The following is a 12161-nucleotide window of genomic DNA, read 5'->3' as shown; positions in this document are numbered from 1 at the left end:
AGTCACGCGCCCTTCGCTGTGGCCGGTGGGCCTCACGTTGACGAGTCCACGCCCCGGGCACGTTCGTGCCGTCTGACCATGAGCACCGTCTCCGTCACCAGCGTCAGCAATGCCAGCACTGTCGCGACGAAGAACGCCAGCCACGAATTGATCAGAATGAGGCCGTCCAGGCCGGAGTTCGCATCGAAGTCGAAGGCGGAATGGGCTGCGTCCCGCCGACATTCACCGCCGAAGCACGACGCCTGAGGCCTGGAGCTCAGGACCGAGATGAGACCGATCGCCACGCCGGCGACGGCACCGACCGGCGCGAGCAACGCGAACCTCAGACGGGCCCTGCGCGTGCGCCACCAGAGAACAGACCACCGCACCACGAAGATGGCCGACAGGATCCAGAAAGACCAGGGTGACATCGTCCGTTCCTTCCGCCCGCAGCTCAGCCGGAGACCGTGACGGTCGACAGGATCGTGCGTCCTTCGGTTACCGGCCGGTACCCTACAAGACCCGTTCGCTGGTGGCCGTCGCCGGGCACGGGCGCGCCGCGGCAGCCGGCCCGTCAGCTACTGGCCGCCGGTGATGTCCTCGGCCGGGTTGCGGCGCAGCACCGCCCGGGCCGGGAGCACCGTGGCCGCCACGCCCAGGGCGATCGCCGCGGCGCGCGACGATGCGCGGCGTGCCGGAACCCGCCATACCGATACTGAACCCGGTCAGCGTCAGCAGGGCCACCGCGGTGCCCAGCGCCACGGCGATCAGCACGATGACCGCGAGCTCCCAGTGCAGCATGTCGAAGATCTGCCGCCGGGTGGTGCCGACCAGGCGCATCAGTGCCAGCCCCGGGCTCGATCGCTGATCGTCATGGCCAGGGCGGCACCGCCATGGATCCGGAAGTGGTCCACCACCTGTTCGCCCGGACCAGCCGCAACCAGGGCATCGCCGGGCTCACCGCACGCGAGCGTGAGGTCCTCGCCCTGATGGCGCAGGGCCTGTCCAACTCGGCGATCTGCGCGGCCCTCTTCCTGGCTCCGGTGTCCGTCGAGAAACACACCCGCAGCATCTTCACCAAGCTGGGCCTGCCGCCGGACGGCGACGCCAACCGCCGGGTCCGGGCCGTCCTGGCCTACCTCAACCAGTGAGCGACAGGCGCTTCGGGCCACGGCACGGGCAAGCCGATGCGGTCCTGAGCCCGCTGGGGGCCGGGCCGTGGGGTGGCGGACGCCGGAGATACGGCGAGAGTGCACGTTCCGCATCGCCCGCCGTAGTCCGATGGCATGCTGAAACTCATGCTGAGCCGTCTTCGAGTGGGGGGCCGCCTCGGCCTTTGCTTCGGTCTGCTCATCGTCTTGCTGACGATGACCGCGGGCGCCGGCTGGTTCGGGTTGCGGAACCAAGATCGGGCGCAGCGACAGGTCGATGAGCTGACGCATGCCCGCGAAGCGGTCCAGCAGTTCCTCTACAACGTCGCTGACGTGACCGGCTGGCAGGGGCTGGTGATCGCCGACGCCGGCGTCATCGGTGGCGTCGCCGCGACCAAGGACGACGCGTACAACCGTAATGGGGAGATCAAATCCAAGGCCGCGCTCTACGAGTCACTGAGCGCACTCGAGGCTGCCGCGCTGGCGCCGGACGAGCGAACCCTCGCAGCACCGCTGCGACAGACCTGGGACGACTTCTTCACCGCCGATGACGAGATCGTCGAACATCTGCGCAAGGACACGCTGGCCGGGCGCGCCGCCGCAATGCAGATCGTCAATTTGGGCGGTTCGCATGACGCGTACGTCGACACTCTCGAGATCACTGACCGGTTGCAGAAAGCGATGCAGGACAGGAACATCGCTCTGCGCGAAGACATGGAACAGACTCGCACGGTCAGCAACACGATGCTGGGCGGCACCTTGACGGCAGCGGTGCTGCTCGCGGTGCTGGCGGGCATCACGGTGACCCGATCGATCGTGCGGCCGTTACGCACCGTGGTCGGGGTACTCGGCCGGCTCGCCGACGGCGACCTCACCGCACGGGTCCAGCTGGATCGTTCCGATGAGTTGGGTGTTCTCGCCGGGGCCGTGGATCGCAGCACATCCGCCCTTCAGTCGGCGGTACGCCAAGTGCTCGACGGCGCCGATTCGGTGGGCAGCGTCTCCGTGCGGCTGTCCGGCGTGTCCGAGCACATGGCGACGTCGGCCGCCGACGCCCGGACCAAAGCCGGCCAGGTCTCCACTGCCGCGGACAACGTTCTGCACAACCTTCGGTCGGTGGTCTCCGGAAGCGTGGAGATCGGCAGTGCCATGGCCCGGATCTCCACCAGCGCCGACGCGGCGATGCAAGCCGCCGGGGAGGCGGTGAGCACCACCCGCAGCACCGGGGAGACCATCGCCCGTCTCGGCGCGTCGTCCGCCGAGATCAACACCATCGTGAGTCTCATCAACGGCATCGCCGAACAGACCAACCTGCTCGCCTTGAACGCCACCATCGAGTCGGCCCGCGCCGGCGAGCACGGCAAGGGTTTCGCCGTGGTCGCCGGCGAGGTCAAGGACCTGGCGCAGGAGACGGCCAAGGCCACCGGTGACATCACCGCCAAGGTGCAGGCGATCCAGGCCGAGACCGAGTCGGCCGGCACCGCCATCAATGCGGTCAGCGAGGTGATCCGCCGCATCGACGGCTTCCAGGAGACCACGTCGGTGGCCATCGAAGAGCAGAACGTCGCCACCCGGAACATCAACGGCGGCCTGAGTGAGGCGGCGCAGAGCAGTGAGGAGATCGCTCATACGATCGCCGAGCTGGCACAGAGCACCGACGCCGCGGCCCGCGACGTGGACGACGCCCGGACAGCCGCCAGCGAGCTGGCCGATGCCAGCACGGCGTTGCGCGCCGCCATCGCGGAGTTCCGGGTCTGATCCCCGACGCTCACGCGGCCGGCGCGGGAGCCGCCCGACCTGGCCACGCCCCAGCCTCTCGCGGACAACAGAGTCAGAGAATGCCGGGGAGCGGCGGCAGTGCCGGGCGGTCGAGCCACGCGGTGAACAGTTCGTCCAAAGGCCCGGCCGCGAATCGGCCGGCGTGTCGCCGGAACTGCTCGGTTGTCACGGTTCGATGGCGGTGCTCCGCGACCCACGAGCGCAGCAGCGCAAAGAACGCCTCCTCGCCGACCTTCGCACGCAAGGCGTGCAGCGTCAGCGCGCCGCGCTTGTAGACGAGCGGGTCGAACATCCGGTCCACGCCCGGGTCGGCGACGGTGATGGTCGCCGGGCGTGCCGCCACCCAGGCGTGCCACTGGGCCGCGTGGGCGTTCGTGGACGGGCCGCCGGAGGCTCCGGACCACAACCATTCGGCGTACGTGGCGAAGCCCTCGTTGAGCCAGATGTGCCGCCAGTCCGCGACCGTGAGACTGTTGCCGAACCACTGGTGGGCGAGCTCGTGCACGACCAGCCGCTCGTGGGTGCGCCGTCCGTCGAGGTGGTTGCGCCCGAAGACGGCCATGCCCTGCGCCTCGACCGGATCGTCCAGCTCGTCGTCGGCGACCACCACCACGTACTCCCGGAACGGGTACGGCCCGAAGAACCACTCCAGGACTGTCATGATCTCGCCGTGCCGTGCGAAGTCGTGCTGGAAGGCGCCTCGTACACCAGGCGTGATCGCGGCCCGCTGGGTCACGCCACCGGCCGCCAGCTCCACCAGGTCGTAGCGGCCGATCTGGACGCTCATGAGGTAGGGGGCGGTGGGTTCGTCGCGCTCGTACACCCAGGTGGTGGTGCCCGCCCCCCGGCGCCGGGACACGAGGTCGCCGGTGACCAGCACCGTGTACGGCGACGCGGCGGTGAGCGTGACCAGGAAGGTGGCCTTGTCGTCGGGCCGGTCGTTGCACGGGAACCAGGACGGTGACCCGTTCGGCTGGCTCGCGACGAGCACGCCGTCGGTCAACTCGTCCCAGCCGATGTCGCCCCACCGGCCGGATACGGGCACCGGTTTGCCGCCGTACCGCACCTCGATCTTGAAGGTGGCGCCGTAGCCGATCGGCCGCTCCGGTTTGATCCGGAGCTTGCCCGACCGATGGTCGAATTTCGCCGGGCGCCCGTCCACCCGGACGTCCCGGACGCGGAGCCGGGCGAGGTCGAGGCTGAACCGCGACAGCGGCTGGACGGCCCGCGCGGTGACCGTCGCCTTCGCGTCCAGTCGGTTCGACACCACCCGGTAGTCGAGGTCGAGGTCGTAGTGAAGCACCCGATAGCCGCCGTTGCCGTGCTCCGGCAGGTACGGGTCGGTCGAGCGGTCAGCGCCCGGCGAGGCGCCGACCGGCGCGGCCGCTGGGGTCATGCCCGGCGGGAGGCCATCGCCGGCCAGGTCGCGATCGGATTGCCGAGCCACCGGGTGTCCCCGGGCACGACGTCACCGCGGGTGACGAGGGAGCCAGGCCCCACGGTGGTCCGGGCGCCGATGCTCGCGCCGGGCAGCACGATCCCGTGCGGGCCGAGAGTGGCGCCCGCGCCCAGAGTGACCTCATCCATGCTCATGATCCGATCATGGAACAGGTGGGTCTGCACCACGCACCCCCGGTTCACGGTCGCGCCGGGTCCGAGCCGGACCAGATCGTACTCTGGCAGCCAGAGCGTCTCCAGCCACACGCCACGGCCGACCTTCGCACCGAGCGTTCGCAGCCACATGGTCAGCAGCGGTGTTCCGGTGGCGAGACGGAACAGCCAGGGCGCGGCGAGCACCTCGACGAAGGTGTCGGCGAGTTCGTTGCGCCAGACGAACGACGTCCACAATGCGTGCTCGGTCGCCCGGAACCGGCCGACCAGCAGCCATTTCGCGGCCGTCGCGGTCAGCGCGGCGACGATCGCCGCGGCGAACAGCACCGGCCCGGCGGCGAGGGCGGCGGCCGGCCCGCCGGCGGCCTGCCAGAGGGACCCCAGCGTGGCGAGTGCCAGAACCGCCAACGCGCCGGCACAGATCACCGGAATGACGCGGCACAGCTCGATCGCGGCCCGGGCCAGCTTCAGCCGCGGCGGCGGGTCGAAGGTGCGCCCGGCGTCGGCCGCCTCGACGATGCGGCTCAGCGGCATCGGCGGGGCGCCCAGCCACGACGAACCCTTCTTCGCCTTGTACGGTGCCGACGAGAGCACCCCGACGAGGCCCCGTTTGGGAACTGACCGGCCGGACGCCGCCATGCCGGAGTTGCCGAGGAACGCCTGCTTGCCGATCCGGGCCGGGGCGACCCGCAGCCAGCCGTGGCGGAGCTCGTACGTGGCGACCCTCGTGTCGTCGGCCAGGAACGCCCCGTCGTCAACGGTCGTCATCGCCGGGACCGCGAGCACCGTGGAGATCTCCACACCGCGGCCCACCTTGGCGCCGAGCAGTCGCAACCACACCGGCGTGAACAGACTGGAATAGATCGGGAACAGCGCAACCCGTGCCATCCCCATCAGGTGCTCGGTCGTCCACACCTGCCAGGCCACCCGCCCCTGGACGGGGTGGAATCCGGCCCGCAGACCGACACCGAGCATGCGGACGGCCACCAGGACGACGAAGGCGTAACCGACGAGATAGGCGACGGACGCGGCCGGTACGACGATCAGCGCGGCACCCAGCGTGAGTTCGTCGGCGAGCACCCAGCCGAACAGGGCGAGCGCCGGCAGCGCCGCCACGACCGGCACCAGTCCCAGCACCTGCGCGGTCAGACTGTAGGCGGCCACCCAGAACCGCGTACTCAGGCGGGAGCGAGCCGGACGCTGCGCCGGCCAGGTCGTCGCGCCCTTGTCGGCGGCGGGAACGGCCGGTGAGCCGGCCCAGCGTTGATTCGCCGGCACCGCCCCGGTCACGGTGGAGCCGGCGGCGATGTTCGCTCCTTTGCCGACCCGCGCGCCGGGCATGAGGATGCTCCGGGAACCCACCCGGCCGCCGGCGCCCACGCGCACCATGCCGATGCGAACGATGTCACCGTCGACCCAGTAGCCGGAGAGGTCGACCTCCGGCTCGATCGCCGCACCGCGGCCGAGCTTCAGCAGTCCGGTGACCGGCGGCGCGGAGTGGAGATCGACGTCCCGGCCCAGGCGTGCGCCGAGCGCCTTCGCGTACGTGATCATCCAGCCCGCCCCGGCGACGCCGGTCGCGCCGGTCAGCTCGGCGAACCGTTCGGCCGCCCACAGTCGCAGGTGAGTGCCTCCGCCACGCGGGTACTCGCCCGGGCCGACACCGCGCAGCAACAGCCGGGCTCCCGCGGCCGCGCACGCGATCCGTCCCGGCGGGCTGAACAGCGCGACCCAGCCCGCGGCGATCCACCACCAGGAGGTCGTCGGCGCCGGCGACTCCGGCGCGACGAGGGCGAGGACGTTGCCCGACGCGGCGAGGACCGTGAGCCAGCGGAGCCCGACCAGCCCCAGCATCGGCAACATCAGCAGGCCCTGGATGAGCCCGGCCCGCCGGGGCGTGGGCTGTACTTCTCGGCGGACCGTCGTCTCCGTGCCGAGCCCGTCGAGCACCGTCGCCATCTGCGACAGCCGGGGATTCTGATAGATGTCGGCCACCGACACCCGCGGGTGCGCCCGCCGGATCCAGGCCACGAGTTGCGCCGCGTTCAGGCTGCTCCCCCCGCTGCTGAAGAAGTCGGCGCCCGGCTCGGTGGGGCGGATCCCGAGGATCTCCTCCCAGCCACCGGCGAGCCACTCCTGCGCCGCGGTCAGCTCCTGCACCTTCGACGCGTCGGTGACGGCCAGCGGCCAGGGAAGCGCCGCCCGGTCCACCTTTCCCGACGTCCGGGTCGGCAGCCCGTCCACGACGGCCAGCAGCGGGACGAGCGCGGCCGGCAACTGCGCCCGGATTCGCCGCGTGGCGGCCTCGACGTCGAAGCCGCCGCTGTCGCGGGGCACGAGATAGCCCACCAGGAGCTGGTTGCCCGCGGCGGTCTGCTTCACCGCGGCCGCCGCGCCGGCTACGCCGGGCAACGCCTGCAGCGCGGCGTCCACCTCACCCAGCTCGATGCGGCGGCCGCCGAGCTTCACCTGCTCGTCGCCGCGGCCCAGGAACAGCAGCCCTTCGGGCTCCGCGCGCACGATGTCGCCGCTGCGGTACGCCCGCGCCCAGTCCAGGGCGGGCAGCGGCGCGAACTTCTCGCCGTCCTTGTCCGCGTCGAGGTATCGCGCCAAGCCGACTCCCCCGATGACCAGTTCGCCGGTCTCCCCCATGGTGACCGGATCACCGGACTCATCGACGACGGCGAGCTCCCAGCCGTCGAGCGGCAGTCCGATACGCACCGGCGCCTCGCCGGTCAGCCGCGCGGCGCAGGCCACCACGGTCGCCTCGGTCGGGCCGTAAGTGTTCCACAGCTCGCGCCCCTCGACGGCCAGCCGCTCCGCCAGCTCGGGCGGGCACGCCTCCCCGCCGAAGATCAGCAGCCGGACGTCCTCGAGCGCCTCGGCCGGCCACAGAGCGGCGAGCGTCGGCACCGTGGAGACGACCGTGATGCGCTGCTCGGCCAGCCATGGACCCAGGTCGACGCCGCTGCGGACCAGCGATCGGGCGGCGGGCACCAGGCAGGCGCCGTGCCGCCAGGCGAGCCACATCTCCTCGCAGGACGCGTCGAAGGCCACCGACAAGCCCGCCAGGACACGATCCCGCGGGCCGAGCGTCTCGACGTCGTCGTCGACGAGGAACAGGTGCGCCTCAGCGTCCACGAATGCGGCGGCGGCGCCGTGCGAGACCGCCACCCCCTTCGGGGTGCCGGTGGATCCGGAGGTGAAGATGATCCAGGCGTCGTCGGCCGGGCCCGGCCGTCCGGGCAGCCCTTCGGGGGTACGGCGCACCGTCACGGTCAAGCCATCGCCGAGGACGGCACAGACGCCGGCCTCGGCGAAGACGAGCTCGGCGCGCTCCTCCGGATCGTCCGCGTCCACCGGCACATATGCCGCGCCGGCCGCCAGCACACCGAGGATCGCGAGGTAGAGCTCCGCCGAACCGGAGGAGATCCGGATGCCCACCCGATCGCCGACGCCCACCCCGCGCTCGCACAGCCTCGCGCGCAACGCCTCGACCTCGGCGGCCAACTGCTGGTAGGTCAGGGTCGTGGTGCCGGTGTCGATCGCGTGGGATCCCGCATGGGCCCGCACCGTCGCGTCGAGGATGTCGACAAGCGTGCGGCGGATCGGCGCGGATCGGGAGCGGAACACCGCCGGGGCCTCCGGCGCGAAAGCGATCTCGGGAAGCTCGATCAGTCGCAGATCAGTCGTCACGGTCACCGAGCGCACTCCGTCTCCACCTCTGGTTCACCATCGGCCGGGCGCACATCGCTGAACCGTCCGCGGCAGCATCCGAAGCTACGGGCGAAGAACGGGAACTGACGGCTGAATGTCGTAGACGTGTCGACTGACACACCAGCGACCATCCTCATACGCGAAGCCGCCCTCGGCTCTTCCCCGGCCTTACCGGGACGCCATGAACGTGCTCGCGGCACCAGTCCGCAGGGAACGGCACGAGTGGTGTGACGGAGTCGCGCCCCGAGGGCTCGTCCGCCGGCCGGTTCTCAGGACACGTCGATGAAGATCGGGTTCGTGTAGAGCCAGGTGTCCCGCCACGGGTCGCCGTCGCCCGGCGTGTGCGCGACCGGCCCACGGGGGTCGACACGGGCGCCGAGCAGGCCCGCGCCGTGCCGGTTGCCGTCCGAGCCGCGGACGCGGACGTACCCCGCCGTGGTGACCGCGCCGAGGGGGACGCGAACCGTGTAGCGGCCGGTGCCCCGGGCGACGTCCATCGTCTTCACGACGGCGGTGTCCGGCGCCCGCCAGGAGTCGAGGTTCGCCGGGCGGCCGGTGACGGCGCCGCGGATCACGTCCAGCTGGGCCAGGCGCGGCAGGATGCCGTGGAAGTTCGGGCGGGACGCGCTCTGCACGGTGACGGTCAGTGTGACCCGTTCGCCGCGGCGCACCCGGAGCCGGCCGCCCAGGGTCGCCGACCGGCCGCGGGACGACGTCAGCCGCACGTCCAGGCCGTCGACGAGTTGACCGTGGTCGACCCAGACCCGGCCGGCGCGCAGACCGGCCATCACCTCGCGGTAGCCGTACCGCGTCACGCCGACGTGCGTACGGCTGAACTGTCCCGGCCAGAAGTCGCTGCCCGGCTGCGCGGCGCCGGTCTCCACCGGGTCGGGCACCTTGCCGAGGGTGTCGAACCCGGCGCCGGCCGGATAATCGCCGTTGCGCAGCGTGTCGTACACGGTGCGGTGGTTGTCGGAGTTGCTGGTGATCGAGAAGAGCTTCCCCTCGGCGAGCATCGCGTCCCACAGGCCGCCGACGGTGGCGGTCATCCAGTCGAAACCGCCGTAGGTCACGTACGCCTCGGCCGGATAGCCGGGATGCGACTGGGCCGACGGCTTGTTCTCGTATTCGCCACGGATGCCGCCGGCTCCCCGCAGGCCCGGCAGGGCGGCGCCCTGAGCGCCCGGCGCACCCTCCATACCGATCATGATGTCGGGTGCGGCGTCGCGCCACGCGCGCAGCTCGTGCGGGGAGTCGATGCCCAGCCGCGACGGATGGTTGGCCAGGACCAGCGCGTCGTCGATGTAGCCGGCGGCCTTCTGGGTGGCGAGCCAGCGGATGGCGGCGACGGCCAGGGCCTCGTTCGCCGCGACGCCGTCGGTACGGCCGCGCAGCTTGCCGTCGAACGCTCGCTCGAACTGTCGCAGCACCTCGGCCTCGTGCCTGCCGGGCGGGGTGAAGACGGTCGCATGCTCGGCGCCCGGGATGTACCACTCGAGGCCCTGGAAGATCAGCAGGCGCGGGTTCTCGGCGCGGGCCGCGACGATGTCGGCGTGCTCCAGGGCGGCGCCGGTGGTGTCGTGACCGACGTTGCTGTGTTCGGTGCAGACCATCCAGTCGAGCCCGTACTGCGCGCCCCGCCGGGCCGCCTGGGCGAGCGTGTACTTCGCGTCGTGGCTGTACTGGGTGTGCACGTGATGGTCGCCGACCAGGTAGACCAGGTCCGGGCCGTCGCCGGGCGGGGAGCCGGCGGTCGTCGCGGCGGCCGCGGGCGACGCGGCGGGCAGGGCGGCGGTCGCGGCGAACGCCGCGCCGAACAATCCGGCCCGCCGGAGCATGCCGCGCCGGCTGAGACCCTGCGGGTCGAGGTCCGTGTCCGGTACGGCGGGGTCGGCCCAGTGGGGCAGCGTGCTCATGGCGTCCGACCGTAGCCGCGCATCCAGCGGCGCAGAGCGGCCCGCACATGTCGAGTCGATGATCTTCACGTGTCCAGGCGGCGCTCGTCCTTCAACGCCGTAGTCACCTCTGAGGCACGTCGGTCCGGCGACGAGACCGGCGGTCAGAGCCGGAACCGGTCGACGAGCCGGCGCAGGTCGCCGGACATGTCGGCCAGCTGGCTGGCGGCCCGGTCGGCCTCGGCCACGCCGGTCGTGGTCTCCTGGACGGAAGAGGCGACGGCATTTGATCGTGTCGGCCACCCGGGTGCCCGCGGAGGCCGCTTCGCTGACGTTGCGGCTCATCTCGTTGGTGGTGACGGTCTGCTCCTCCACCGCGGAGGCGATGGTGGTCTGGAACTCGTTGATCTGGCCGATGATCTCGCTGATCTCCTCGATCGCGGCGACCGCCCCGGCGGTGTCGGCCTGAATCGCCGCCACTCGCGTACCGATGTCCTCAGTGGCCCGGGCGGTCTCCTGAGCCAGATCCTTGACCTCGCTGGCGACGACCGCGAAGCCCTTGCCCATGTCGCCGGCGCGTGCGGCCTCGATGGTGGCGTTCGGGGCGAGCAGGTTGGTCTGCTCGGCGATCGCCGTGATCGTCTTGATCACGTTTCCGATCTCCGTCGATGACTCACCCAGCTTGGCCATCACCGCGCTGGTGTTCGAGGTCACCTCGACCGCCCGCGACGCCACCTGCACGGCCTGCGTGGCGCTCTCGCTGATCTCGCGGATCGACGCGCCCATCTCCTCGGCGCCGGCCGCGACCGTTTGGATGTTGTGCGACATGGTCGCGGCCGAGTCGGCGACGGTAGCGGCCTGCCGGGCGCCTTGGTCCGCGCTGGACGAGCTCCGCCGGCTGGTCTGGGCCAGCGCCTGGGCCTCGACGCCCAGGGTCTGCGCGTGTGCCGTCAGGTCGGTGACGGTCTGTCGCAGCGTGCCGGTGGCCCGGCGCAGGGAGTCGGCCATGTGCCCGACCTCGTCGCGCTGGTGGACCTGGGGGTCGCCGGAGAGATCTCCTTCGGCGACCTGGTCCAGGACCTGGCCGACGCGGCGCAGGGGCTGGACGAGCAGACGCGCGACGTAGAACGCGGCCACGAGCGCGACCACGAGCACGGTGATCGCCGCGATGATGATCGCCGTCCGGGTCTGCGACACCGTCGCGTCGAATTCCTTGCCCTCCAGCAACGCGGCATTGGCATAGCCGACCTCCTCGCCGAGCAGCGTCTCGTACGCCTTGCGCAGGTCCCGGTTGTCGCCCAGGGCGAGCGTGGTCGCCTCATCGGGCCGCGTCTGATAGAGGGTGAACTCGGCTTCCAGTGCGGCGAACCATTTGTCGGTGGCGGCCTGGATAGCGGTCATTCGCCCCGCTTCCGCCGGATCGGCGACCGCTCGGGCAGCGGCCAGCGCGGCGTCGACCGTCTTCTTACGGCCGAGCGCCTCCTCGCTGAAGTCGGTGTCGCCTTTCAGCAGGAAACCACGCTCGTCGTTCGCCGCCGCCTTCGCCGCCAGCGCGGCAGCGTTCAGATTCGTGCTGTACGGAAGCACCTCGGCGATCTCGGCGTTCCGGCTGTTCTGCAGCTCAGCGATACCGGCGATGCTCAACGCCCCGGTAGCCATGACACCGGCGACCGCGACCACGGCGACCGCGAGCACCTTCGTGGAAACCTTTCGGTCTCTACACCACTGTCCCCATCCACGGTTCCCCGTCACGTCCGTACCTCTCGCCTGACACGGCACCGTCGGCACCGGGGCTCCAGGCCTGAGCGCACACCACATGACTAAGGCCGCCGCCACCAGCAAGTCGAACGGCACTCACGAATCCACTGGTCGACGTCACCCTAAGCCACCATTTCGGGTGTTCAACGCGAAACACCTGCATCGTCACCAAAGGTTCATATCGATCTTTCCACTGATACTGCACCTCGCGCGGTCCGGCCCCGCCCACCGATGACACGGAGCCACCCGTGGGCCGCAAGCCGCCATGGCG

At 71.1% G+C, this 12161-nt stretch carries 7 protein-coding genes; 2 read left to right on the top strand and 5 right to left on the bottom strand.

Translation table 11 applies throughout. From position 1 onward, the window contains the following. Nucleotides 1-32: 32 nt before the first annotated feature. On the bottom strand, nucleotides 33-410 hold the full coding sequence (locus tag QLQ12_RS35875; RefSeq protein ID WP_282765234.1) for a hypothetical protein: 378 nt from the start codon (nucleotides 408-410) through the stop codon (nucleotides 33-35). 82 nt (nucleotides 411-492) lie between these two features. Next, nucleotides 493-819, bottom strand: coding sequence for a hypothetical protein (locus QLQ12_RS35870; RefSeq protein WP_282765232.1), 327 nt, complete (start codon nucleotides 817-819; stop codon nucleotides 493-495). A 53-nt stretch (nucleotides 820-872) separates the two neighbouring features. Here QLQ12_RS35870 and QLQ12_RS35865 point away from each other — a divergent pair, with 53 nt between their 5' ends. Next, nucleotides 873-1130 (top strand): response regulator transcription factor, encoded by a 258-nt coding sequence (locus QLQ12_RS35865; protein ID WP_407651670.1) that lies wholly within the window; start codon nucleotides 873-875, stop codon nucleotides 1128-1130. Between the two features lie 216 nt (nucleotides 1131-1346). Continuing rightward, complete coding sequence (locus tag QLQ12_RS35860; protein WP_282765321.1) at nucleotides 1347-2888, top strand: methyl-accepting chemotaxis protein; 1542 nt, start codon at nucleotides 1347-1349, stop codon at nucleotides 2886-2888. Between the two features lie 73 nt (nucleotides 2889-2961). Here QLQ12_RS35860 and QLQ12_RS35855 read toward each other — a convergent pair whose 3' ends face one another. From QLQ12_RS35855 to QLQ12_RS35845, 3 genes are all read right to left on the bottom strand, one after another. Continuing rightward, complete coding sequence (locus QLQ12_RS35855) at nucleotides 2962-4305, bottom strand: M1 family metallopeptidase (RefSeq protein WP_282765231.1); 1344 nt, start codon at nucleotides 4303-4305, stop codon at nucleotides 2962-2964. After that, a complete protein-coding gene (locus tag QLQ12_RS35850; protein ID WP_282765230.1) occupies nucleotides 4302-8222 on the bottom strand; it encodes a Pls/PosA family non-ribosomal peptide synthetase in 3921 nt (1306 codons plus the stop codon). The genes QLQ12_RS35855 and QLQ12_RS35850 overlap by 4 nt, the downstream gene beginning before the upstream one ends. 284 nt (nucleotides 8223-8506) lie before the next feature. After that, the gene (locus tag QLQ12_RS35845; RefSeq protein WP_282765229.1) at nucleotides 8507-11827 is read right to left on the bottom strand and encodes a methyl-accepting chemotaxis protein; all 3321 of its coding nucleotides are present in this window, start codon (nucleotides 11825-11827) and stop codon (nucleotides 8507-8509) included. Nucleotides 11828-12161 lie beyond the last annotated feature (334 nt).

The organism is Actinoplanes sandaracinus (assembly GCF_030009775.1).
Classification (GTDB): domain Bacteria; phylum Actinomycetota; class Actinomycetes; order Mycobacteriales; family Micromonosporaceae; genus Actinoplanes; species Actinoplanes sandaracinus.
This window is presented reverse-complemented; position numbering and strand designations above follow the sequence as displayed.

Excerpts from the sequence above, each read along its gene's own strand:
- QLQ12_RS35860 (WP_282765321.1), top strand. The coding sequence starts at position 1,347 with ATGACCGCGGGCGCCGGCTGGTTCGGGTTGCGGAACCAAGATCGGGCG.
- QLQ12_RS35875 (WP_282765234.1), bottom strand. The coding sequence starts at position 410 with ATGTCACCCTGGTCTTTCTGGATCCTGTCGGCCATCTTCGTGGTGCGG.
- QLQ12_RS35870 (WP_282765232.1), bottom strand. The coding sequence starts at position 819 with ATGCGCCTGGTCGGCACCACCCGGCGGCAGATCTTCGACATGCTGCAC.
- QLQ12_RS35855 (WP_282765231.1), bottom strand. The coding sequence starts at position 4,305 with ATGACCCCAGCGGCCGCGCCGGTCGGCGCCTCGCCGGGCGCTGACCGC.
- QLQ12_RS35865 (WP_407651670.1), top strand. The coding sequence starts at position 873 with ATGGATCCGGAAGTGGTCCACCACCTGTTCGCCCGGACCAGCCGCAAC.